Source organism: Aquirufa rosea, from assembly GCF_004118285.1.
In the GTDB taxonomy this organism is placed as follows: domain Bacteria; phylum Bacteroidota; class Bacteroidia; order Cytophagales; family Spirosomataceae; genus Aquirufa; species Aquirufa rosea.
The window spans coordinates 103,115-128,221 of the sequence record NZ_SDHY01000007.1 but is presented as its reverse complement, the minus strand read 5'-3'; the positions used below and the strand labels follow the sequence as shown (position 1 = coordinate 128,221).

General features: G+C 39.2%; 23 protein-coding genes. 15 read left to right on the top strand and 8 right to left on the bottom strand.

All coding sequences use genetic code 11. The annotated features are described in order from the left end of the window. Positions 1 to 151: 151 nt before the first annotated feature. From ESB04_RS11305 to ESB04_RS11270, 8 genes are all read left to right on the top strand, one after another. Positions 152 to 1,522 (top strand): DUF1800 domain-containing protein, encoded by a 1,371-nt coding sequence (locus ESB04_RS11305; protein ID WP_129027853.1) that lies wholly within the window; start codon positions 152 to 154, stop codon positions 1,520 to 1,522. A 1-nt stretch (position 1,523) separates the two neighbouring features. Continuing rightward, positions 1,524 to 3,053: a DUF1501 domain-containing protein gene (locus ESB04_RS11300; protein ID WP_235832235.1), complete on the top strand. Its 1,530-nt coding sequence runs from the start codon at positions 1,524 to 1,526 to the stop codon at positions 3,051 to 3,053. A 106-nt stretch (positions 3,054 to 3,159) separates the two neighbouring features. Then, complete coding sequence (locus tag ESB04_RS11295) at positions 3,160 to 4,119, top strand: outer membrane beta-barrel protein (protein WP_129027852.1); 960 nt, start codon at positions 3,160 to 3,162, stop codon at positions 4,117 to 4,119. Further along, a complete protein-coding gene (locus ESB04_RS11290; RefSeq protein WP_129027851.1) occupies positions 4,098 to 4,850 on the top strand; it encodes a DUF6089 family protein in 753 nt (250 codons plus the stop codon). Before ESB04_RS11295 ends, ESB04_RS11290 begins: the two co-directional genes overlap by 22 nt. 79 nt (positions 4,851 to 4,929) lie before the next feature. Beyond that, positions 4,930 to 5,679, top strand: coding sequence for an isoprenyl transferase (locus ESB04_RS11285; RefSeq protein WP_129027850.1), 750 nt, complete (start codon positions 4,930 to 4,932; stop codon positions 5,677 to 5,679). A gap of 8 nt (positions 5,680 to 5,687) precedes the next feature. Further along, a complete protein-coding gene (gene bamA / locus ESB04_RS11280; RefSeq protein WP_235832234.1) occupies positions 5,688 to 8,384 on the top strand; it encodes an outer membrane protein assembly factor BamA in 2,697 nt (898 codons plus the stop codon). 17 nt (positions 8,385 to 8,401) lie between these two features. Beyond that, a complete protein-coding gene (locus ESB04_RS11275) occupies positions 8,402 to 8,977 on the top strand; it encodes an OmpH family outer membrane protein (protein ID WP_129027849.1) in 576 nt (191 codons plus the stop codon). Positions 8,978 to 8,997: 20 nt separating this feature from the next. Further along, positions 8,998 to 9,603: an OmpH family outer membrane protein gene (locus tag ESB04_RS11270; RefSeq protein WP_129027848.1), complete on the top strand. Its 606-nt coding sequence runs from the start codon at positions 8,998 to 9,000 to the stop codon at positions 9,601 to 9,603. Positions 9,604 to 9,868: 265 nt separating this feature from the next. Here ESB04_RS11270 and ESB04_RS11265 read toward each other — a convergent pair whose 3' ends face one another. The 5 genes from ESB04_RS11265 to ESB04_RS11245 all read right to left on the bottom strand — a co-directional run bounded on the left by ESB04_RS11265 (position 9,869) and on the right by ESB04_RS11245 (position 14,496). Further along, a complete protein-coding gene (locus tag ESB04_RS11265) occupies positions 9,869 to 11,194 on the bottom strand; it encodes a DEAD/DEAH box helicase (RefSeq protein WP_129027847.1) in 1,326 nt (441 codons plus the stop codon). A 91-nt stretch (positions 11,195 to 11,285) separates the two neighbouring features. Further along, on the bottom strand, positions 11,286 to 11,762 hold the full coding sequence (locus ESB04_RS11260; protein ID WP_129027846.1) for a Dps family protein: 477 nt from the start codon (positions 11,760 to 11,762) through the stop codon (positions 11,286 to 11,288). A gap of 154 nt (positions 11,763 to 11,916) precedes the next feature. Continuing rightward, positions 11,917 to 12,645 carry a sulfite exporter TauE/SafE family protein gene (locus ESB04_RS11255; protein WP_129027845.1) on the bottom strand — a complete coding sequence of 243 codons (729 nt, stop codon included), beginning with the start codon at positions 12,643 to 12,645 and terminating at the stop codon, positions 11,917 to 11,919. 31 nt (positions 12,646 to 12,676) lie between these two features. Next, positions 12,677 to 13,321 carry a lipoprotein signal peptidase gene (locus ESB04_RS11250; RefSeq protein ID WP_129027882.1) on the bottom strand — a complete coding sequence of 215 codons (645 nt, stop codon included), beginning with the start codon at positions 13,319 to 13,321 and terminating at the stop codon, positions 12,677 to 12,679. Positions 13,322 to 13,323: 2 nt separating this feature from the next. Further along, positions 13,324 to 14,496 (bottom strand): proline dehydrogenase family protein, encoded by a 1,173-nt coding sequence (locus ESB04_RS11245; RefSeq protein WP_317127036.1) that lies wholly within the window; start codon positions 14,494 to 14,496, stop codon positions 13,324 to 13,326. A 143-nt stretch (positions 14,497 to 14,639) separates the two neighbouring features. Between ESB04_RS11245 and ESB04_RS11240 the strand changes: the two genes are divergently transcribed. Continuing rightward, positions 14,640 to 15,734, top strand: a complete 1,095-nt coding sequence (locus tag ESB04_RS11240; RefSeq protein ID WP_129027843.1) for a chorismate mutase — start codon at positions 14,640 to 14,642, stop codon at positions 15,732 to 15,734. A gap of 114 nt (positions 15,735 to 15,848) precedes the next feature. Here the strand turns inward: ESB04_RS11240 and ESB04_RS11235 are convergent, their stop codons facing one another. After that, a complete protein-coding gene (locus tag ESB04_RS11235; protein ID WP_129027842.1) occupies positions 15,849 to 16,745 on the bottom strand; it encodes a DMT family transporter in 897 nt (298 codons plus the stop codon). Positions 16,746 to 16,819: 74 nt separating this feature from the next. Here ESB04_RS11235 and ESB04_RS11230 point away from each other — a divergent pair, with 74 nt between their 5' ends. From ESB04_RS11230 to gatC, 4 genes are read left to right on the top strand one after another with little or no spacing between them, the layout of a single operon-like run. Continuing rightward, positions 16,820 to 17,191 (top strand): Rid family detoxifying hydrolase, encoded by a 372-nt coding sequence (locus ESB04_RS11230; protein ID WP_129027841.1) that lies wholly within the window; start codon positions 16,820 to 16,822, stop codon positions 17,189 to 17,191. A gap of 6 nt (positions 17,192 to 17,197) precedes the next feature. Then, positions 17,198 to 18,703: a glutamate--tRNA ligase gene (gene gltX, locus ESB04_RS11225; protein ID WP_129027840.1), complete on the top strand. Its 1,506-nt coding sequence runs from the start codon at positions 17,198 to 17,200 to the stop codon at positions 18,701 to 18,703. Further along, complete coding sequence (locus tag ESB04_RS11220) at positions 18,703 to 18,894, top strand: hypothetical protein (RefSeq protein ID WP_129027839.1); 192 nt, start codon at positions 18,703 to 18,705, stop codon at positions 18,892 to 18,894. Before gltX ends, ESB04_RS11220 begins: the two co-directional genes overlap by 1 nt. Beyond that, on the top strand, positions 18,881 to 19,168 hold the full coding sequence (gene gatC, locus ESB04_RS11215; RefSeq protein ID WP_129027838.1) for an Asp-tRNA(Asn)/Glu-tRNA(Gln) amidotransferase subunit GatC: 288 nt from the start codon (positions 18,881 to 18,883) through the stop codon (positions 19,166 to 19,168). Before ESB04_RS11220 ends, gatC begins: the two co-directional genes overlap by 14 nt. Here gatC and aroB read toward each other — a convergent pair whose 3' ends face one another. Continuing rightward, positions 19,169 to 20,197 (bottom strand): 3-dehydroquinate synthase, encoded by a 1,029-nt coding sequence (aroB, locus tag ESB04_RS11210; protein WP_129027837.1) that lies wholly within the window; start codon positions 20,195 to 20,197, stop codon positions 19,169 to 19,171. A gap of 142 nt (positions 20,198 to 20,339) precedes the next feature. Here aroB and ESB04_RS11205 point away from each other — a divergent pair, with 142 nt between their 5' ends. Beyond that, positions 20,340 to 21,323 carry a pyruvate dehydrogenase complex E1 component subunit beta gene (locus ESB04_RS11205; protein ID WP_129027836.1) on the top strand — a complete coding sequence of 328 codons (984 nt, stop codon included), beginning with the start codon at positions 20,340 to 20,342 and terminating at the stop codon, positions 21,321 to 21,323. Positions 21,324 to 21,559: 236 nt separating this feature from the next. Here ESB04_RS11205 and ESB04_RS11200 read toward each other — a convergent pair whose 3' ends face one another. Next, a complete protein-coding gene (locus ESB04_RS11200) occupies positions 21,560 to 23,032 on the bottom strand; it encodes a Do family serine endopeptidase (RefSeq protein WP_235832233.1) in 1,473 nt (490 codons plus the stop codon). Between the two features lie 335 nt (positions 23,033 to 23,367). Between ESB04_RS11200 and lysS the strand changes: the two genes are divergently transcribed. Continuing rightward, the gene (lysS, locus tag ESB04_RS11195) at positions 23,368 to 25,083 is read left to right on the top strand and encodes a lysine--tRNA ligase (protein WP_129027835.1); all 1,716 of its coding nucleotides are present in this window, start codon (positions 23,368 to 23,370) and stop codon (positions 25,081 to 25,083) included. Positions 25,084 to 25,107 lie beyond the last annotated feature (24 nt).

Sequence of the window (25,107 nt, the reverse complement as noted above, 5' to 3'; positions counted from 1 at the left end):
TTCCTAATATTAATTTATTGTAAATAATTCAGTTAAATTATCATTTAATTGATAAATTTCTTGAAAATAAGTATCATTACCCACAACTTTAATCAGATGTTTAATTCTTGTGTTTCTTGGTCTTGCCTTAACACAACAAAACAGGCACCTCATGTTAGTTTGGAATAAGACGAATGTTTCACATTTGCTTTCCCGAGTTTTGTTTGGCTATTCTCGCGCAGATTTGGAAAGGGCAATGGGTTATGGAAATTTTAATGATCTGCTCGATTTAGCCATTTTAAAAGATTTGGCTATGCCAGCACCTCCGGATACTTGGGTAGATTTAACTCCAGAGCAAAGTCAATTGGATAGAAATATGGCAGGGCCTTGGTTTCTTCAACTGACTAAATGGTGGTACAGTCGGATGTTTCAAGAATCCTTATCCATGCGTGAAAAAATGGTGTTGTTTTTGCATAATCATTTTTCAAACGAGCGACAAAAAGTCAATTATCCCCAATACGTTTACAAACAAAATCAATTGTTGCGAAAATACGCTTTTGGTGATTTCAAACAATTGGTGAAAGACATCAGTATTGATCCTTCTATGTTGATTTATTTAGATGGAAACAACAGTCGAGGTACAGGTCCCAATGAAAATTACGCCCGCGAGGTAATGGAATTGTTTACCTTGGGCATCGGTAATTATTCGGAAACAGACATTAAACAAGCCGCAAAAGTATTTTCAGGTTGGCAAGTAAAAGGTTTAACGGCCGTTTTTGATGCTACTCGTTGGTACAAAGAGGCCAATGTCACAGTTTTGGGTAAGACTGCCAAGTTCGATAATAATAGTCTGATTGATCATATTTTTACGCAAACTGCTGCGGCCGAGTTTATTTGTCGGAAGATTTACAAGGAATTTGTCTATTACAAGCCCAATGAGGCTTTTATTAAGAAAATGGCCGAAGTTTTGAAGCAAAATAATTTTGTTTTAAAGCCTCTTTTGAAGTTTTTATTTACCTCTGAAGAGTTTTATAAGCCGGAAATTCAAGCCGCTAAAATTAAAAGTCCAACGGAATTGATTGTAGGTGCTTCTAAGCAGTTGGAATTGAAAAATCCCGATTTGCAAAATTGGTATGACATGGCCATTATTCTTCAAATGCAGCTTTTTCAGCCTCCCAACGTAGCAGGTTGGGAAGGGCAAAGGGAGTGGATAAGCTCTACGACCTATTCGTATCGAGCAGGTTTTACAGATTCCCTTTTGTCGGGAAAAAGGTATAACGGTACAAATGTCAGTGGAAAGCTAGACCCTATTGCCTTTGCTCGGACATCTTCCAACGCCGAAAAACCCAAAGAGTTCGTGGAAGAAATGGTTCAATTGTTTGTGCGTTTTCCTTTGACAGAATCGAGGAAAGCTTTTTTATTGGAGGTATTATTGGATGGTACCATTGCAGCCAATTGGTCAACTTACACCCCCAATGCGGATGCTCGAATCAATAAGTTTTTAAAAGCACTCATGCGGTTACCTGAATATCAATTGGCATAACATGAAAAAAGAAATAAATCGCCAAACCTTTCTACGTCAGATGGCCATATTATCCGGTGGAGTCACTTGGGGTATGGGTTCATTTTCGGGAAGAGCTTTTGGGGCCACACCATTCGCAGTCAAGACTAGGGGAAATGTTTTGGTCATTATTCAATTGAATGGAGGAAATGACGGTTTGAATACTATTATTCCGGCGGAGGATGATAATTATTTTTCGAAACGACCAGATATTTCCATTAAAAAGGCAGATGCTCTTCCGCTAGCCAATGGCATGTACATGAATCCCGCCATGACTAGTATGAAATCCTTGTATGACCAAGGACAAGTGGCTATTACGCAGAGTGTAGGCTATGCCAATCCCAATCGATCGCATTTCAGGGCCACAGATATTTGGAATACAGGTTCTGACTCGGCCACGGTTTGGGATGAAGGCTGGGCAGGTCGCTTTTTGGAAATGCAATATCCTGATTACCCAGTCAAATTGCCTAAAGACCCGATGGCCATTCAGTTGGGCTCGGTGGAGTCGTTATTATTTCAAACGGATGTCGGAAGAGTAGGTACTGTGTTTGAAGACCCTAATTTATTCTATCAATTGGTATCGGGTAGCCTAGCAGATACGGAATTGCCTCCGGCTACTTTGGCAGGAGATGAATTGGCATTTTTGAAACAAATAGCTAGTTCATCCATCCAGTATTCCTCAGTTATTAGGGATGCAGCCAATAAAGCCAAAAACACCTATACCTATCCAAACACCAATTTGGCTAAGCAAATGAGCATCATAGCTCGTTTGATTGCCGGTGGATTGGAGACTCCAGTCTATTTGGCTAATATTGGAGGATTTGATACGCATGCTAATCAGAAAACCCAACATGCCAATTTGTGGAAAACCATTTCTGAGGCGGTATCTGCTTTTCAAAACGATATTAAAAACCAAGGTTTAGCTGATTCCGTTACTATCATGACATTTTCTGAATTTGGAAGAAGAGTGAATCAGAATGGAACACAAGGGACCGACCACGGTACAGCAGCTCCTATGTTGTTTATTGGAAATACCGTTCGAGGTGGACTGATTGGTGCCAATCCCAGCTTAACCAATTTGGATAGCAATGGTGATCTGAGGTATAATTTTGATTATAGACAGGTGTATAGTACGGTGTTGAGAGATCATTTGGGCTTGGATGCCTATAAAACCCAAAGCCTCTTTAAACAAACCTTTGAGCGATTACCTATCTTCCGCACTTCACCGGATGTACTTCCTGATGTGGTGGGAATGGAGCTTAATCCACCTATGCCTAATCCTGTTTCAGATTTAGCCATAGTTCAATATGTGATTTATAAACCAGTCTTGGATATAAAAATTAGCGTGCATGATCTGCAAGGTCAAGCCATGCGCGAAGTTTACCAAGGTACACGTTCGCAGGGAACATACCAGCTGAACCTAAGTGTGTTAGGTTTATCTCGAGGTACCTATATTGTACGGATGGCTAGTAGTTCCGGATTGTCCCAGCACCAAAGATTAATTGTGCAATAATCGGCTTAATTTTAATACGAAGCATAATTTTGTATATTCGTGCCGACTTATACTACAACATTTTAGGAAGTATCTACGTTTTATGATCTAACCAGCAGACACATCCATGATCAGATTCTTCAGTTTATGTATTGCCATTTCTCTTTTTGTTACGTCCACTTTGTCGGCCCAGTTTTGGTTTCTGGGACAAAAAGGGAAGAAGGCGGCTCCTAAAAGTCCATTTAAAGCACATTCTTCCTTTGGATTTGGGGCGGGGTCTTCGACTTATTTGGGGGATATTTCACCAGCCATGACCCTGATGGATGTGGGAGGGAAGTCATTACGGTGGAATGCTGGGATTCAATATACCCGTCACTGGAAGAAACATTTGAGCATTCAAGGAAGCTTTTCCTATATCCGTATAGCTGGAGATGATAACTACTTTGATCCTGCCGGGAGATTTGAGCCTAGTTATGGTAGGAATTTACACTTTAGAACTGATATGCAGGAATTGTCCTTGGTTGGTATCTATGAAATCCTGGGGAATGAAGAGAATTTGCCCAAAAGAAGAACTTTTTCCCCTTACTTATATTTAGGGCTTTCTGGGCTTTACTTTAATCCAACTGCAAGAGCAAAGGCTGTTTATGACCTTGATCCTACTAGTACTGTTCCTCCTGTTCAGCAAGGATGGATTGACTTAAAGGAAAAGCAAACGGAAGGGGTAGATTATTCCAAAATTACAGGTGCTGTTCCTTTTGGTTTTGGATTTCGATTTAAAATCAACAAATCATTTGATGTAGGTTTTGATTTTGGTTATCGTATTGCATTTTCGGATTATTTGGACGATGTTTCCGATAATCGTGAAAATGTTCCGGTAGTTACTTCTTTAATTACCAATAGGTCATCAGAATGGTATGCGGCAAATACCTTGGCGGATAGACGACCGTATTTATTGCTAGCACTGGGAGGTGGTACCTCTGGCAATCCACCGCTAATTGCGAAGGGATCAGATAATTACTTTACCACGCAAATTAGATTGATTTATCATTTAAAAAATAAGATTGATTGTCCTCCATTGCCACGATAAAACCCTTTTCATTTCTTAAGGTCAGTTTACTCTGTCTTCTAGGCTTATTTTTTGCCAATTCATCACCTGTTCTCGCTCAAAGGTGGGCTTGGGGGGCGGGCTTTGGGGCTACGGGCTACAAAGGAGAATTGGCAGAATGGGTAATTTTACCCAATCGGGCTGAGTTAAAAGAAACCCTACCGGCATTAAATGTATTTGTTTCTTACCAGCAGCGCCATGCTTTTACCTACCGTTTTCAAATGATGGTCAGTAGGATTCAGGGAAATATTGCCAACCGACCTAGTCCTTTATTCCCAGTTGGAACCGCTGTAAATGTCATTACTCCCAATGGGAAGGTGGCTGATGCTTCCATCTTTGCTACTTCCATTACAGAATTTTCAGGCTTGGTGGATTATAATTTCCTAGATTATGAGGTGGACCCTAGACATTTTAATTGGACACCTTATTTTTATGGAGGAGTAGCTGCTGTTTTCGCTAGTCCCAATAAAATTGATGCATTTTTGACTCCAGCCATTCCTTATGGTATAGGAGTGAAGTTTCAAATGAATAAATTTTGGGGATTCAGAGGGGAATTGGGTAGTAGAAAAGTGTTTTCAGATAAAATAGACCAAGTAGCCACCTATGGTGGTAATATGGATAGTTTCACGCTGAGTGGTGGCGATCAATACCTGCATTTGGGTTTTTCTATCACCTACACGATTCAATCTGTGTTTTGCCCGAAAATTTACTGATTTCAGCAGTATTTTGAATAGGAGCTCAAAATAGCTATCTTTACCAATTGTTTTATTAGATTAAATTATTTCCCTATTTGTGAAAGAATCAATTGACCTTAACAATCTACCTGCCCATATTTCCGTTATCATGGATGGTAATGGTCGATGGGCGAAACAAAAGGGTTTCACGGATCGGATATTTGGTCATAGGAATGCTATTCAGGCGGTAAGAGAAACCATTGAGGGCTGTGGAGAATTAGGGGTAAAGTACTTGACCTTGTATGCTTTTTCTACGGAAAATTGGAATAGGCCTAAGGCAGAAGTGATGGCCTTGATGAGTTTGTTGGTAAGTACGATCAATGACGAATTGCCCTCGATGATGAAGAATCAAGTGCGCTTGAAAGCCATCGGTCATATCGAATCCCTCCCCAGTAAATCTCAACAAGAATTATTGGCAGCTATTGATAAAACAGCAAACAATACGGGTTTGACCTTGGTATTAGCTTTGTCATATTCGGGTAAATGGGATATAGTGCAAGCGGCTCAAAAACTGGCTGATAAGGTAGAGAAAGGGGAGCTAAAGTCCACGGATATCAATGATGAAGTGATGAGTAATCACTTGTCAACGGCGGGTATTCCCGACCCAGATTTAATGATTAGAACCGGTGGAGATCACCGTATTAGTAATTTTATGTTATGGCAATTGGCTTATGCCGAATTGTATATTTTCGAAGATTTATTTTGGCCAGATTTTAGAAAATTACATCTACATCAGGCCATAGTTGATTTCCAAATGCGGGAAAGACGTTTTGGAAAAACGAGTGAACAAGTAAAAAGTGAAGGCTAAGGCTTCGTATGAAAAAAAAATATTTAATGAATCGAGTAACCGCGTACCAATTACCATGGAAGTCATTGGGCTTATTTTTCAGTTTGATGATTTTATTGTGTCAGGGGATGCAGGCTCAAGTCTTGGGTGGACGTTTATTTTCTACCACTCCAAGTAGTACTGAACCTAGCTTTTCTTATGCCGTTCCCCAAGAATATACCATCGGAGGTATTACTATATCTGGATCCCAATTCTATGATGGGAATTCCATGGTAAACATTTCTGGTTTGCAAGTGGGGGATAAAATTAAGGTTCCGGGTGACGCTATTGCTTCTGCCATTAAAAAAATCATGGATCAAGGTATTCTAGAAGATGTTGAAATATTTGCCGAGAAAGTAGAAGGAGAGAAAATCTGGTTGCGCATTAATTTGAAAGAAAGACCTCGTTTGTTTGCTATCAATTATGTCGGAATCAAAAAAGGGGAAAGAGAGACCCTGAACGAGAAAGTAAAGACTTACAAGGGGAAAATCATTACAGAAACTTTACGTAAAAATTTAGAGCTGGTTATTCGTAAATATTACCAAGAAAAAGGTCGATTGAATATCACCACGAAATCGGTGATCAAAACAGATACCACCAAAGGCAATAATGCAACGCTGGTAGTTACCATCAACAAAGGAGATAAGGTGAAAGTGAAGCAAATCATTTTGGATGGGATAGATCCTTCCCAGCGTTCATTGATTTTGCGTAAGATTAAAAATACCAAACAAATGCGTTTTGGTCGTATTTTCAAGCCATCCAAATTTGTTCCCAAGAAATGGGAAGAAGATAAAGAAAAGCTTTTGGGAGCAATGAATAAATTAGGTTTCCGGGATTTCCAAGTGGTAGCCGACTCGGTATATCGCTATGACAATGCCTCTGTCAACTTGAAGGTGAAATTGATACAAGGCCACAAATATTATTACAGGAATATTTTCTTTGAAGGAAATTACATTTATCCTGATTCGGTGTTAAAGGATGTGTTGGGTGTTAAGAAAGGGGATGTTTACAATACAGAGGAATTAGATAAGAAAATGGGCGGTAACCCAGGTGAAGACCTGAGTTCAGTTTACATGGACAATGGTTATTTATATTACAATGCTGAACCTGTTGAAACGGCTATCGTTGGAGACTCTATTGACTTAACTATTCGTATTTCAGAAGGTAAGCAAGCGACCATCAATAAGGTTATTTTGAATGGTAATACGAAGACTTCTGACCACGTGGTGATGCGTGAGATACGTACTTTGCCAGGTCAAAAATTCAACAAATCTGCGATTATTCGTACGGTACGTGAATTATCTCAAATTGGGTATTTTAACCCAGAGAAAATTTCACCCAATCCTCAGCCAAGACCCGACGGTACTGTGGATATTGAATACAACGTAGAAGAAAAACCTTCTGACCAAATTGAGCTATCAGGAGGTTGGGGTGGTTATGTTGGATTTGTGGGAACTCTTGGGGTTGTATTTAATAATTTTTCGGCCAAAAATTTAACTAATTGGGCGGCATGGCGCCCATTACCAGCTGGAGATGGACAGAAATTGGCAGTACGTTTCCAAGCGAATGGGGCAGCATTCCAAAATTACAGTTTGACTTTCACGGAGCCTTGGTTGGGGGGTAAAAAGCCAAACTCATTCTCCATTTCATTGAACAGAAGTATTTCCTATCCATACCAATTCAGAACCACAGGCTATGGTGGTTACGGTGGTGGTTATGGCGGAGGCTACGGTGGCCTTGGGGGTGGCTATGGTTTAGGAGGTTTAGGTGGCTACGGAGGATACGGTGGTTATGGTGGTTATGGTGGTTATGGTGGTTATGGTGGATACCAAAGCTATTCAGTACCAGATTCCTTGTTGTCTGCTCACTTCAACGTCAACAGTATTACATTCAGTTTGGGTAAGCGTTTAAAATGGCCAGATGACTATTTCTCCTTGAGCCATTCCTTGTCTTTTTCTCAATATGATGTAGACCGTTATTATACTTGGGCATACCCGCAAGGTATTTCTACCTCTGTGACATTCATGACGAATTTCTCACGAAACAGTATTGATAACCCAACCTTTGCCCGATCTGGTTCTAGTTTCTCATTGACCGCTTCTCTAACGCCTCCATATTCCTTATTGGGAGGTAATAAATCGGGTCAATTGATTGAGTACCATAAATGGATGTTGGATGCTAGTTGGTTTAGTCCCTTGGCAGGAAAATTCGTCTTGCATACACGTGCACACTTAGGTTTCTTAGGCTCCTACGGTGGTAAAGAAACTACCAGATTTGAACGTTTTGACCTGGGTGGTTCTGGTATGGTACAGGGATTCTCATTTAACCGTGATATCGTCGGATTAAGAGGGTATAAAGACCGTATCATTGGACCTTCGGGTTCTTATGGTAATGGGGGTGTAGCTTACAATAAATTTGTTATGGAGGTAAGGTATCCAGTATCTTTAAATCCATCGGCTACTATTTTTGTCTTAGGATTTGCTGAGGGAGGAAACAACTTCTCATCTCTGTCGGATTATAATCCGTTTAATCTTTATAAATCAGCTGGTGTGGGTGCGCGTATTTTTATGCCAGCCTTTGGTATGATTGGTATCGATTACGGATTTGGATTTGACAAGCCTAGACCGGGAGACAGTGATTTTGGCCGACAAGCCTTTACCTTCTCTATTGGTCAGCAGATTCGATAGTGATTTAAAAGCATACAATGAAAAAGTCGATTTTTTTCTTAATTTTGATGCTTACTGTGCTAGGGCAAAGGTCCTTCGCTCAGAAATTTGGCTATATCGATACCGAGTTCATTACTTCTAAAATGCCGGAATACAAACAAGTCCAAGGTAAGATAGATCAAATGACTCAGCAGTGGATTCAAGAGATTTCTAACAAGAATGAGGAGGTAGCAAAATTAGAGCGCGATTTTAAATTGGAAGAACTACTCCTAACGGAGGACTTGCGTCAACAAAGGCTGAATGCGATTCGTCAGAAAGACCTTGAGGCTAAATCCTTCCAGAACAGGATTTTTGGTACTGAGGGTGAATTGTTTAAATTTAAACAAGCCGCCCTAAAGCCTATTTTGGATGAAATCTCCAAAGCAGTAGAAAAGGTTGTTCGTCAAAAGCGATTAGACTTCCTTTTTGATAAAGCAAACGATGGATTGGCTATGATTTATACCAATCCAGTACACGACTATTCTGATTATGTGTTGGAAGAATTAGGATTGGAATTGGATCCTAACTTGGTCGATAAATCAACTGATAAAAGTAAACCAGTAAAAGAAAAATAATTAATCAATTAAACTTACGTATGAAAACCAAATTTTTGTTGGCCATGGGCCTAGTGTTCGGAATGGCTGTTATGCCTCTTAAGGCGCAGATTAAGATCGGATTTATCAATGCAGATTACATATTAAGTCAAATGCCCGAAGCTAAACAAGTGGAAGAGGATTTGAAAAATACGCAAAAGCAATATGAAACCTTATATCAAGGTAAGGTGAAAGATTTTCAAGATAAATTGGCTGTATTCGAAAAATTACCTGCCAATACTGCGGATATTATCAAACAAGACAGAGAGAAAGAGTTACAGAACTTGCAAACCTCGATTCAAGAGTTTCAGCAAAATTCTCAATCATCTTTACAAAAGAAACAAGCTCAATTATTGCAACCTTTGTTGAAGAAAATCGAAGAAAATATGCATGCAGTAGCGAATGAAAATGCTTATACTTATGTATTCAATTATGATGCAGGTATGGGAACGGCTCCTATTTTATTGCACTACCCTGCAGATGCTAGTATTTCTGATTTAGTGTTGAAGAAAATGGGGATCACTCCGAAGCCAGTAACTGCTACTCCAGCTCCAGCTAATAATGCTGCTCCTGCGACAAAGCAGGCTACTCCAGCTCCGAAAAAGTAAATTTTTCAAATAGAATACATAAAAAGAGGGTGCATATCAATATGCGCCCTCTTTTCTGTTTATATAATACTTGATAGAATTATCCTTGCATGAATAATTATCAAATAATTTGATTTTTGTGGTGGTATATTGTATTGAGATGATTAAAAATTAAGATTTGTCAACTTTTTAAAAGTTGACAAATCTATAATTCAATTCACATAACATCTCCATCACACTCCTTGCCAATTCAATGGAACAATTCCAGTAATTAACTTAATGATGACTAAGCCTTTCCTCCTTGGAATTTATTTTTTTTCCATCCCATGTAAGGACCGCTTCTTTTTTTCTCTACTACGGCATTACCATGAGCATCTACCTTAATAGGGGCAGAAGATTTACGATTGGTGGTTTTTTGAGATTCCCTAGTTGGCCTTTGAGGCTTAGCAGCTTTTTTAACGATGGTATGATTCCTCAAAGGATAAGCATGGTCTTCAACCACAGGAATAGTTTTTCCAATTAACTTTTGAATATCACGCAAATATTCCTTTTCCTCGGCCTCGCAAAAGCCAATGGCTATACCACTAGCACCCGCTCTTCCTGTTCTTCCAATACGATGAACATAGGATTCTGGAATGTTGGGTAATTCATAGTTAAATACATGACTTAATTCATCAATGTCAATCCCACGCGCCGCAATATCTGTTGCAACTAAGACTCTGGTCTGCTTGGTTTTGAAGTTATTCAATGCCGTCTGTCTGGCATTTTGAGATTTATTTCCATGAATAGCCTGAGAATGTATACCCGCCTTGGTTAAATCTTTTGCCACCCGGTCTGCTCCATGTTTGGTCCTCGTAAAGACTAAAGCTCTTTCAATGGATTTATCCTGAAGTAGGTCAATCAAAAGTCTTCGCTTATTTTCTTTATCAACAAAATATATAACCTGATTGATGGTATTAGCCGTGGATGAAACTGGGCTTACCTCAACTTTGGCTGGTTCGAGTAAAATGCTATTTGCTAAGGCCACTATTGCCGGTGGCATGGTGGCAGAGAAGAACAAGGATTGCCTGCGTTGAGGCAGTCGGGAAATGATCTTTTTTACATCATGCACAAATCCCATGTCCAACATACGATCGGCTTCATCCAATACAAATATCTCTATTTGATGTAGGCTGATGATTTTTTGATTCATCAAATCCAATAATCTTCCCGGTGTGGCAATTAATACATCCACTCCAGCACGCAAAGCATTGACTTGGCTGAACTGACTGACCCCACCAAATATAACTTGATAACGCAAAGGTGTGTTTTTACCATAACTCTCGAAACTCTCCCCAATTTGTAAGGCTAGTTCTCTTGTAGGAGTTAGAATTAAGCTTCTAATCCGCCTTTTTGCCGTAGACAAATGTTTGTCTTGACTCAATAGCTGAATGATAGGAATAGCAAATGCCGCCGTTTTTCCCGTACCCGTTTGTGCACATCCCAATAAATCCTTTCTTTCTAATATTAATGGAATGGATTGTTCCTGAATAGGAGTGGGGTTGGTGTAACCCTCTGATTTCAAAGCCTTTAAAATGGGCTCTACTAATTGTAATGATTCAAATGTACTCATACCTTTTATTTTACCGACCGAATTATGTTGATTTCTTAATCTCCGGCCGGACGAAAAGGAACTCTGTGTCTGACAATAGACAAAATTTAAGCTATTTTTTAAGAAATGCAGCGAACATCCAAATGGATTTTTCTTGCTCTCTAATGTAATCACTCATCAGAGCATTGGTACCCTCATCTTGGGCCTCAGTAGCCAAATTGAGCAATTCTCTTTCTAATAATATTAATGCTTGAAAACTACTTAAAATGTGGCTTAGGGCTTCTTTACCATCCGACACATCTTTCACTTCTTTGATGCTAGCTGTAGCCACATAATCTGAAAAAGAATGCAAAGGTGTAAATCCTAAGGTTAGAATTCGCTCTGCGATTTCATCAATTTTTAATAAAGCATCATTATAAATCTCTTCAAATTTCAAGTGTAACTCGAAAAATTTTTCTCCCGCGATATTCCAATGAAACCCTCTGGCATTGATGTACAATATTTGATAGTCAGCCAACAAAATATTCAATTTGGCAGCTAATTCCTTTGATTTCTGACTGTCAAGTCCGATCAGATTGGTGTTGGTCATTTGATGAATTTCTATGATGATATTTTCTTAACGCCTAATAAAAGGCAATGGTTCCCTCGTTGATTAGGAAGAATAGTTGAATTATAGGGCAATTTCGATATAAATCCCTTAGGAAACGTCATTTTAGTATAAAATACTGATATTAATTAATGCCTTAATCTTTAAAATAATGAATAGTTTGTATCACTGTGGTAATGATGATTACAGATAACACAATGTAACGAAAGGCCTTTTCTGAGATTTTAGTCAGAACCACCTTGCCTAAATAGGTACCTAAAATGCTGATTACTATCAAAAAGGGAATAAGAACCAGGTGCTCTTGGTGAAAGTATCCTTGGGATATGTAGACTACGGCCCGACTTAAGTCCACCCCAAAGTCAATGACGGCAGAGGTAGCAATAAAGACATCTTTTTCTAATTGAAATGCGGCTAAGGTAATTCCTCGAATAGCCCCACCTGTTCCGATAAGTCCAGCTAAAAAACCAGATATAGCACCACCTGTATACAAATTGCGATTGTTTTTTTGAATACGACTACTGGCTCCCGATATGAGGTAAATGGATAAAGCTAGGATGATTAGATTCATCCCCAACTCAATCTTTTTTTGAGGAATGTAATGCGTAAGTAATGCGCCTAAAATCACAAATAAAACAGCAGGTATGCCGAGTTTTACCACTATGTTTTTGTCAATACCTTTTCTAAATAATAGTATTTTGGAAGTATTACTAAAGACATGAAAGACAGCCGTGATGCCTAATACAATCTTAAAATCCAAGATTAGTGAGGCCAATGGAACAAAAAGAATGGAGGAGCCAAAACCACTAACCGTTCCAATCATTTCGGCTAAAAGAGCAAGGAAAAAGAAGAGGGTATAGGTTTCCATACTACAAGATACGATAAATCCCTCTTAATTCTTAATCGAAGTTTTCTTCCTCTTCTGTTGCCTTTGACAATTCGGCCGGGGAACTACTAGCTAATTTATCGTCGTTTTTTTCCAAAAACTTATTTTGGAAAATAAGGAAAATAACTACACCGCAGAAGATGGCTGCATCAGCAAAATTAAATATGGGTGTAGAATAATAACTTCCTCCCCAAATAGGAACCCAGTTGGGCAGAATTCCTTCCCAAATATCAAAGAAGAACATATCAATCACCTGACCATGAAACCAGGTCATTGGAGCATTAGGAGGGGCGTTGTTGAACCACACTCCATAAAATATGGAATCAATTAAATTACCAATTGCACCTCCTAAAATTAATCCCATACAAGTTAAAAGGCCCGCATGCATTTGCTTTTTAGTAAAGCTAAACAGATAATACCCGATGCCAAACATGGCTATTATACGGAAAGTCGTGAGCATCAATTTACCATATATGGTGCCTAATTGTATACCAAAGGCCATACCTGGATTTAAGGTATAATGTAATTTGAAATAACTACCAATGATTTCTATTTGACCAAAATAACCCGGTTCCATAAAGAAATGGACAGATAATTTGATAGCTTGGTCAATAAGAATGATAGCAAGGCTGACCAAAAAATAGCGGTAATTTTTCAAATTCATAGATTTTTTCTTCGGCTCACTTCTTTTTGTAATAAGGCAAACTCACGAGAAGTTTGTCCTGCGATGGAGCTATTTTCCTCAGCTCGGCGGAATAAATATGGCATCACAGCAGACACGGGACCATAGGGTACATATTTGGCCACATTATAACCTGATGACGCTAAGTTGTACGATATATTGTCTGACATGCCCAATAATTGTGCAAAATAGATGTTGGGATGATCTTGTGGGATACTTTTTTCCTCCATCCATTGACAAAGAAGTTGACAACTTTGCTCATTATGTGTACCCACACAAAAATGCACGTGGTCTAGATTTTCTAAGCATGCCTGAATACCAAAATTGAAGTCTCGGTCGGTGGCTTCTTTCTCCTTGTGCAATGGTTCGGAATACTCCTCTTCGTGTGCACGAAGACGTTCTTTTTCTAAGTATGCACCACGAACTAATTTAACACCTAAAAAATAACGTTTATCTTTAGCCACTTGGATGGCCTGTTGAAGGTTGGCCAACATATCTACTCGATACATTTGGAAGGTATTAAAAATGATGGCAGTATCTTTATTGTATTTTGACATCATTTCATAGCAAAGTTCATCGATACTATTTTGAATCCAACTTTCCTCCGCATCTATAAATAATCTAACCTGCTGCTTGTAAGCTTCCTCACAAATTTCAATGAGATAATCCTTGCTTTTCAAGAAGTTAACTTCCTCTTCCTCATCTAGCCCCTTTTCGGTTTGGTATTTTTCTAATAACTCTGAATTGAAAATCCCAGTCATTTTGAAAACAGCATAGGGAATAGCTGGGCTATCATGCGACTCGGCTATAGTTTTAAGGATTTCATTTTTAGTGATTTGGAAAGATTTGTCGTTTTCTTCCCCCTCTACCGAATAATCGAGGATTGTCCCAATGTGAGCTTTGTCGAGTTGATCAATAGTACTTTGGCACTCTTGAATAGTTTCTCCTCCGCAAAATTGACCGAAAAGAGTAGTTTTTATTATTTTTTTAACAGGTAAATGCAAGAAAAGGAACAATTTGATGAAAAAAGTCCCTAACTTTACCAGCCAATTTTGGTTCATTATCGCAAATATCCAGTAGGACTTGCGGAGTTGGAAGTCGCTTTTAGAAGCAAAGGCGATTTGGGTGTCCTCAAAAGATAGCTTTTTCAAGTTTTTCGAAGATATTTGGTGGGTCATTTTTTTTAAATTGCCTGCAAATATAAGGGAATAAAATTTAACGGAATCTGTAACACAATAATATTAATATAATACTAAAACAGTTTTGAGCTTTGGCTCTTTAATCAATTTAATTTATGAATGCCAATTTAGAAGTAGTGCCGATGCAGGAATGGATTCAGACAGATGGCAAACCGCTTATTATTGCGGGACCATGTTCTGCTGAAACGGAGGAACAAGTATTAGAAACAGCCCGTCGCATCAAGGCGGAAGGTTATGCGCATATCATGCGTGCTGGTGTTTGGAAACCTCGTACACGTCCAGGAAGCTTTGAAGGCATGGGAGAACCAGCGTTGAAATGGTTGGTTGAGGCAAAGAAAGAGACGGGATTACCATTAGCTATTGAAGTTGCCACACCAGAGCATATTGAATTAGCGCTGAAATATGGTGTAGATGTATTGTGGATTGGTGCTCGTACCACCGTAAATCCTTTTAATGTACAAGATTTAGCAGACGCCTTGAAGGGTGTAGATGTACCAGTATTAGTGAAAAACCCGGTGAACCCAGATCTTGCACTTTGGGTAGGAGCATTTGAGCGTTTACAGGGTTCAGGTATTAAGAAATTAGGTGCTATCCACCGAGGTTTCTCTAATGCTCAAGAAACTAAATATCGCAATTCTCCCATGTGGGCTATGGCCGTTGAATTGAAGCGTTTATTTCCTCAAATGCCAATCATTGGAGATCCATCACACATGGCAGGTAAGCGTGCTTTGTTGATGGAATTATCACAACGCATCTTAGACTTGAACTACGATGGTATGATCATTGAAACTCACCGTGATCCAGATGCTGCTTGGTCTGATGCTTCTCAGCAAGTTACTCCAGAGAAGTTGGGAGAGATGTTGCGTGAATTAGAAGTAAGAAAAGCTAGCTATGGTGCAGATTTCTCTGATGAGTTGGCTGCTTTGCGTGAAAAGATTGACAATATTGACCGTGAATTATTAGAAGTTTTGACGGCTCGTATGTCTGTTGTAGAGAAGTTAGGGGAATACAAGCGTGATAACAATGTTGCCGTATTGCAATTAGATCGTTGGAAGCAATTACACGGTGACCGTGCTAATCAAGCCAAAGGTTTAGGATTGTACCCTGAGTTTGTAGAAGAATTATTCAAGTTGATTCACTTAGAATCTATCCGTAAGCAAACGGAAGTCATGAATTCAGCGACAGCTTAATCAATCAATATCTTGATTAAATAGCTTAAGAGGCTAGCTAATGATATCATTAGCTAGCCTCTTTTCGTTAACCTTGACAGCGTTAAAAACGCTGTCAAGGTTTAGGAGAGGGGCTTATTTTTTGGATATTTGATAACTTCCTATCAGTACTAGGGCCATTCCTATTAATACCACGAAATTGGGCAGTCCATGTCCAAGGATGATCTCAATCATGATAGAGAATAACACAGCGCTATTACCCACGGCTCCTACCACACTGGTTTTTTCAAAACGGAGGGCTTGGGTAGTAAAACTTTGAACGCCTAAGGCCAACAGCCCCAAGATGAGTATTTCAATGTATTCCTTACCTTCGGGTTGCACCCATTGACCTGACCAAAAACTATTGGGGTAATTTCCCCAAGTACCTATTAACAAAGAGATGCAAGAGGCGCTAAATCCGGCTGCCATAAATGAAAAAATTACCCAACGGGAATCATAATATTTTTGAGCTTCTTTGATGGCCATGTAGCCTAAAGCCGTACCTATAGCATACAATAGCCCAACACTATGATTGGCCCAATTTTTGTCAGCAGATGGCTGGAATATGAGCAAAATACCCATGAAACCTATCAGTAGAAACAACACTTGCTTGCTATTTAAACTTTCATTGGGAATCCAAAGGAAGGTGAAAATGGCGATGAATAATGGAAAGGCTTGACCATAGGTATTAGTCAGGGATAAACCCAGATGTTCCAAGGCGAAAAACAAGCAATACAATGTAAATGCTCCTAAAAGACCACGAAAAATCAGGAAGCCCAATTTACCTCCTTTTTGAACGGCAGGCTTTTGCCAAAGACTCAACATTAAAAAGGGAAGTCCTACCGCATTACGAAATAATACCAATTCAACAGAGGGGAATCTTCGACTCATTATTTGTGCCACAGCAGACATCAGCGCAAAGCATAAAGAGGATAAAAGCATGAAGCCAATTCCTTTGTTTTTGTGAATGAATGTTTGAACTCTAGGCAGCATAATTTAAGTAGAAAGCAAGTTGGAGATTCAGATAATCCTTTTTTTTGGTAACTTGCGTTTCTTTTTTCAAAGGTATGACAAAAAAAATAATTTTATCAGAATCAGCTCCTGCAGCGATTGGCCCCTATTCTCAGGCGGTTGCCATTAACGGTGCATTATATGTGTCTGGTCAGATTGCTATTTCTGTTTTAGAGGCCGGAGGAGATATTGAAGCAGAGACCCATCAAGTATTGAAAAATATTGGCTACATATTACAAGAAGCTGGTTATGACTATGCTGATGTGGTAAAATGTTCCATTTTTGTCAAAGACATGAATCATTTTGCCGAAATTAATCAAGTTTACGCTCAATATTTTTCTGTAAATCCGCCAGCCAGAGAAACGGTAGAGGTAGCTCGATTACCCAAAGATGTACGTGTCGAAATTTCTTGTATCGCTCATAAATAATATCATATGCCTAATTCAGTACGTGTTCGTTTTGCCCCTAGTCCCACCGGTCCCTTGCACATAGGAGGCGTGCGAACAGCCTTATATAATTTTCTGTTGGCTCGTAAATTAGGAGGTACTTTTATTTTACGAATTGAAGACACCGACCAAGCACGATTTGTGCCAGGTGCTGAAGACTATATATTGGAAAGTTTAGCTTGGTTGGGCATATCACCAGATGAAGGAATTGGGATAGGAGGGCCACATGAACCCTATCGTCAAAGCGAAAGAAAAGAAATTTATAAATCATATGCCCAGAAATTGATTGAATCGGGTAAAGCTTATTATGCATTTGATACTTCAGAAGAATTAGATGCTATGCGAGCATTATTTGAAAGTAAAGGTTCTGCTTTTCAATACAATGCCGTTACTCGCGTTAAATTGAGAAATTCTCTTGCCTTACCTAAGAAGGAGGTGGAGCAATTATTAGCCAATAATACTCCATATGTGATTCGCTTGAAAGTTCCTGCCAAAGGTGAAATTCGATTTCAAGATGTGATTCGTGATTGGGTGCATGTACATACTTCGAGTATTGATGATAAAGTATTGATGAAGTCAGATGGTATGCCTACTTACCATTTAGCTAATGTGGTAGACGATCATATCATGCAAATTAGCCATGTGATTCGTGGGGAGGAATGGTTGCCTTCTGCCCCTTTGCATATTTTGTTGTACCAAGCTTTCGGATGGACTCCACCGCAATTTGCTCATTTACCACTTTTGTTGAAACCAGAAGGAAATGGTAAATTATCCAAAAGAGATGCTGATTTAGGAGGATTTCCCGTTTTCCCTTTGGAATGGAAAGATCCCCAAACAGGTGCCATCTCCAAAGGATTTAAGCAAGAGGGGTATTTGCCAGAGGCCACCGTAAATTTTTTGGCATTTCTGGGTTGGAATCCAGGGACAGAGCAAGAACTCTTTTCTTTGAAAGATTTGATAGAGGCTTTTTCACTGGAAAGAATCAACAAGGCTGGAGCAAAGTTTGATGTAAAGAAAGCTCAATGGTTTAATCAGCAATATCTTAAACAGCATGGCGCCAAAGAATTAGCGGCGACGTATTTGCCTAGTTTGGAAGCAGAAAAAGGGGAAGCCTATGTCCATTTGTTTTTAGACCGTATTACATTTCCTCAAGATTTACTTAGTATGGTAGAAGATTTCTTAGCTATACCAGATAGCTATGATGCAGATGTATTAGCTTCTAAATGGAACTCGGAAACCAAGAGAGCATTGGAGCTTTTATTGGAAATTTTACCTTCTTGCACCTCATGGCATGCAGATGATATCAAACAAACCATTCAGCAACGCTTGGAAACAGCAGGAATCAAAATGGGTAAAGTGATGCAGCTTTTCCGTGTCGCATTGAGTGGTAAGGGAGCTGGCCCCGATTTGATGATTTCCTTGGAACTATGGGGTAAAGATCAGGTGTTAGCAAGATTGAGACAGGCATTAGACAAATTCCCAACCTTATCTTAATGAAAGAGAAAGCTAAAAAGACGAAAGAAAAGTCGCCTAAAGTTCATCCAGATTTAGCTGGATTCGAAATGAACATAGATTCATTTGGACAAATTACCTCTACTTTGAATAGAGATACTATCAATGCATTTTTGGATAAAGAGATGCCCGATGATAAGAAATTAAATCCCAAGAACGATGAAAGTAAATAAGGAGGATGTGATCAAAATCGCTCATTTGGCTCGTTTGGAGTTAAAGGAAGAAAAAATTCAGGAAATGCAAGATTCCATCAACAAGGTATTGGATTGGATGGAAGCTTTAAATGCTGTGGATACCTCTGCTGTTGAACCTTTGGTTCACATGACTCCTGCCTTGAATCATTTTAGGGAAGATCAGGCCAAAGGTATGTTGGAGCGTGAAAGGGCCTTGGCCTTGGGACCAGAGACCAATGATAGTTATTTTAAAGTTCCCCAAGTTATTGAGTAATTACCCAATGTAATATTGAAGAGCTTTTTTCATTTCCGCTTTACTCACTGGAATATCGTATCCGCAATCTCCAATTCCTGTCAATAGAGAAAACCGAACCTCTCCTCCTAAATTCTTTTTATCCTGCAAGGTTAATGCGATGATTTCCCCAATCTCGCTTTCATCTATATGAACCTTACCGTAAGTGGCAAATAAATAAACCTCAATTTCCTCCAATTCTTCTAGGCTGATTAAGTCCCTTTGATGTGCAATGAAGGCCTCGGTAATCATTCCCACGGCTACGGCCTCACCATGTAAAATTTTCCTTTTACCTTGATTTAACAAAAAAGTTTCTACGGCATGACCTAAGGTATGTCCCCAATTTAATATTTTTCTGATTCCTGCTTCTTTAGGATCCTCTTCTACTACCGCCTGTTTAATTGCTACAGAATGTGCCACTAATGAAGAAAAATTATTGTCTTGCCAGTCAATTAGACGGACTTCATTCCATTTTTCCACATCTCGAATCATGCAGTGCTTGATGACTTCGGCAAAGCCTGATCTCTTTTCCTTTTCTGAAAGTGTATCTATGAAAGCTGGATCAATTAAAACGGCTTTGGGTAATTGAAATACACCTAAATGGTTTTTCAAGCCTTGGAAATCTATGCCCAATTTTCCTCCAACGCTAGCATCCACCTGAGCCAAGAGGGTAGTGGGAACTTGAATAAAATCTATTCCCCTTTTATAGGTAGAAGCACAAAATCCACCCATATCACCGATGACCCCTCCTCCTAAATTAATCATCAGCGCATGTCGGTCTAGGTTATGGCGAGTCATGACATCCCAGATTTTAATGCAAGTATCCAGGTTTTTTTGTGACTCTCCTGATTTGATGAGCACCTTCACAAATTGGCTAGGTAATAGGCTTTGTATCTTAGGTAGGCAATATTTGTTGGTCTGTTCATCTACCAAAACCAGCACTTTCGAGTAGTTTTTAGAGCTAAGAAATGTAGGTAAGGAAGTGGAAATCGGAGCAATTTGAACAGACATGGCTTAATAAATTCGAATGAAAGTTTAAAAATACCATGAATTTATCAAATCGGGCAATTTGAGAACCTAATTTTGGTTTTGCGGTATGCTTTTTCTTGCCTAATTTTGCGCGGTTATGTTTTTTCATACACCTTAAAATCATATGAGAGAGATTCAATTCAGAGAAGCCCTGCGTGAGGCAATGCAAGAAGAGATGCGACGTGATGCATCCGTTTTTTTAATGGGTGAGGAGGTAGCTGAGTACAATGGTGCCTACAAGGTTTCCCAAGGGATGTTGGATGAGTTTGGGCCAGATAGAGTGATTGATACGCCTATTGCTGAGTTAGGATTTGGGGGTATTGGAGTAGGAGCTGCTGCTAATGGATTACGTCCTATCGTGGAGTTTATGACCTTCAACTTTTCATTGGTTGCCATTGATCAAGTCATCAATTCGGCTTCTAAAATGATGTCCATGTCGGGTGGTCAATATTCTTGTCCTATCGTGTTCCGTGGACCTACGGGAAATGCTGGACAATTGTCTTCCCAACATTCATCTAATTTTGAAAATTGGTATGCCAATACTCCAGGTTTAAAAGTGGTGGTTCCTTCCAATCCAGCAGATGCCAAGGGATTATTAAAAGCTTCCATTCGTGATAATGATCCTGTTATTTTCATGGAGTCGGAATTGATGTATGGTGATAAAGGACTAGTGCCAGATGGAGAATATTTAATTCCGATAGGTAAAGCCAATGTAGTGAAGTCAGGTAAGGATGTGACCATCGTTACTTTTGGAAAAATGCTTTCACGTGTGGTGATGCCAGCGGTGGAAGAATTGGCTAAATTAGGTATTGATGCAGAGGTGGTGGACTTACGTAGTGTACGTCCAATTGATTATTTAACAGTGGTAGAATCAGTTAAGAAAACCAATCGTTGTGTGGTGGTGGAAGAGGCTAATCCATTAGCGGCTATTTCCTCTGAAATAACCTATCACTTACAACGCTGGGCATTTGATTATTTAGATGCTCCAGTAGTTCGAGTGAATTCACGTGATTTACCGCTACCGTATGCTCCAACCTTGATTGAAGAGATTTTACCAAGTGTGGAACGTACAGTTCAAGCTGTTAAAACTGTTACTTACAAGAAATAAGTATATCACCCAATGATATGAAAGAGCCAAGGAGAACCTTGGCTCTTTTTTTGTGTCAAGCAATTAGATTTAAAATCAATATTTTGGACAATTATTATATTTTCAAAATCGTTATGAACGCTCAACGCTGTCAAGGTTTTAAACCTTAACAGCGTTTGGAAAAAGCGTTCAAAAACAAAAATCCCTCGAACTCCGAGGGATTTTAAAATGGTCAATACATTACTTATTGGAATCTTCTATAAGACGTAAATAAATCGAGAGCCATCTACATCTATTCCTTCAAGTTTAATTCGCCCTTTTCTTGCTTCTAATAACTCTACAGCTTCTTTGGGATCATTGACTACTTTGTCATTTATTTTGGTAATGATGGATCCTTTAGATAAACCATACATTTCTAAGCGGCCATCGGCTAAAACTTCAATGATTTTCACTCCACTGCTCACTTTGAATTTCTCTTTATCTGAACTACTTAGGCTACCAAATTTTGCTCCTAAGAATTCTGATTTGCTTGATTCTCCTACATCTCCTTTGACAATGGACGTATTTCCATCTTTATTTTTCAAGGTCACCTTGAATTCTTTGGTTTGACCATCTCGATTAACTGTCACCAAGATACTTTCACCTGGACGTTTTCTTCCTACAATCTCCATTAATTTGGCAGTAGACTTGGTATCCGAACCATCAATTTTTGTGATGACATCATTAATTTTGATACCAGCATCTTTAGCTGCAGAATTCTCAGAGAATCCACCTACATAGACACCATCTTTCGATTTTAGGTCTTTTTCTTCTGCCAATTTGGCATTTACCTCCATGATGCTAACTCCCAAAAAACCTCTTTGTACGTTACCATACTTGATTAAATCAGAGGACACTTTTTTCACAATACTCACTGGAACTGCGAATGAATAACCTGCGAATTGACCCGTTCTGGAATAAATAGCAGTATTAATACCCACCAATTCTCCCTTTAAATTAACCAAGGCGCCACCTGAGTTTCCTGGGTTTACCGCGGCATCTGTTTGTATGAATGATTCCAATGGATTGGTATCTCCATCTCGGTCGATGATATTTTGACGCCCCTTGGCTGAAACAATACCCGCTGTTACGGTTGATTCTAAATTAAATGGATTACCCACGGCTAAGACCCATTCGCCTACACGTAAAGCATCTGAATCTCCAAAGGTTAAGAAAGGTAGATTTTCAGCCTTGATTTGAATAACCGCCAAATCAGATGATGGGTCAGTAGAAATGACTTTGGCTTTGAATTCACGCTTGTCATTCAAGATTACACTTACCTCCTGAGCCTCTTGTACCACGTGATTGTTTGTCACGATGTAGCCATCAGAACTGATGATCACACCAGAACCAGATGCTTCTTGAGTTTGTGGTGCTTGCTGACGACGTCCGCCAAATGGATCACCAAATCCAAAGAAATCATCAAATGGTGAGGACTGGCGACTTGGTCGAGCGGTCATTTTGGTTTTAATATGTACAACTGCCGGTGTTGTTTTTTCGGCTGCAAAAGTGAATTCACCAGGATTGCCTGGTACATTTTGAATGTTGGAAACAGAACTTGTAAATGCAGAAGGTGCATCACCTATGGTGTGTGTGGAGCCCATGTTCAATAATGAGTAGGCGCCAAGGGTGATTCCGCTCGAAAGTAAGGCGATAATCACATACGTTTTAAGGTGGTTTTTGATTTCCATAATGTTAAAAATGCTTTTGATTTTGATATGCGAATTTAACGCAAAATCTGTGCCATTGTTTTGACTGTCAATATTTATTAACAAGATTTAAGAATTGGCAGATTATGTTGCATTTGTGTCAGATTTTCAGGAATCTATACGGTGTTTATCAGTGGGTATACTGTCAGTTTTTATCTTGTCATTCGCTTGCGCACTTGATAAAAACCTCGTTTATATATTTGATTTCCGACTTCAATGGGTTGAAATTAATACTCCTGAGGTTGAATATTCCATTTTTTAATCGGCTCATAATTAATTATTTTTGCAATTCATTTTTAGAAATAAGCAAATATTCCATGGTTTTAAGTGAGCAAGAACAATTAAGAAGACAAAAAAGATTGGATTTAATGGCGATGGGCATTGATCCGTATCCTGCGGCAGCCTATCCAGTGAATGTTTATGCCAAGGAAATTTTGTCTAATTATTCAACTGAATCTGCCAATTACCAAGATGTGGTATTGGCTGGTCGTTTGATGGGATTCCGAATCATGGGAAATGCTTCCTTCGCCGAGTTGCAAGACGCTTCTGGTCGTATTCAATTATACTTTCGTCGGGATGATTTATGCCCAGAGGATGACAAAACTTTATACAATACCGTATTTAAAAAACTTTTGGATATCGGTGATATCATTGGTGTAAAGGGTTATGTTTTTACCACTCAAATGGGAGAAATATCAGTACATGTTCGTGAATTCACCTTATTGTCCAAAGCCTTACGCCCTTTGCCGGTAGTCAAGGAGGCAGAGGGACAAACTTTTGATGCTTTTTCAGACCCTGAATTAAGGTATCGCCAGCGTTATGTGGATTTGATAGTTAATCCTTCAGTGAAGGATATTTTTATCAAACGTGCCAAAATCATTTCTACCATGCGAGCCATGTTTGATGAACGCGGATGGTTGGAAGTGGAAACACCTGTTTTGCAAGCTATTCATGGGGGAGCCTCTGCTCGTCCTTTCAAAACGCATCACAATACTTTGGACATGCCGCTTTATTTGCGCATTGCTAATGAGTTGTATTTAAAAAGATTGATAGTTGGAGGATTTGACGGAGTATATGAGTTTGGTAAAATGTTCCGCAATGAGGGCATGGACCGCACGCATAATCCAGAATTCACTTCCTTGGAATTTTATGTAGCCTACAAAGATTACCACTGGATGATGGATCTTACTGAAAAGATTTTTGAAACTGTGGCGACTACTTTACATCAAAAGTCTCAAGTGCAAGTAGGTGAACATACCATTGAATTTGCAGGGCCATATCCTAAATTATCTATTTCGGAAGCTATTTTAAAGTATTCTGGTGTGGATGTAGATGCCTTGTCTGAAGATGAGTTAAGAGCTAAGTGCCTGGATTTTGGAATGGAGGTAGATGAGCAAATGGGTAAAGGTAAATTGATCGATGAGCTATTTGGTGAAAAAGTGGAGGCGAATTTGATTCAACCTACTTTTATCATCGATTATCCTGTCGAAATGTCTCCATTGACAAAAAAACATCGTAGTAAGGATGGGCTTGTGGAAAGATTTGAATTGTTTGTAAATGGTAAAGAAATTGCGAATGCTTATTCGGAATTAAATGACCCGATTGACCAAAAAGAACGATTTGAGGATCAGCTTCGATTGGCGGAGAAGGGTGATGATGAGGCGATGGCCATGGATTATGATTTTATTCGCTCTTTGGAATATGCCATGCCTCCTACCTCAGGAATTGGAATTGGTATTGACCGTTTGACGATGTTGATGACCAATCAATCTTCTATTCAAGAAGTATTGTTTTTCCCTCAAATGCGTCCTGAGATTGTCAAAGAAGTGTCATCCGATGCTGATTTTGTACAAGCAGGTGTGGCGGAACATTGGATTCCTGCCCTTCAAAAAATGGGGATATTAACCCTTGAAAACCTGAAGTCAGCCAATCCCAACAAAGTGTTTAATGATTTAGGAGGTATGCGTAAAAAGCTGAAAATAGAAGCAGCCATGCCAAGTAAAGAAGAGGTTATTTCCTGGATTGAGTCCTAAGAATCCTTAGAAACCATATATCAA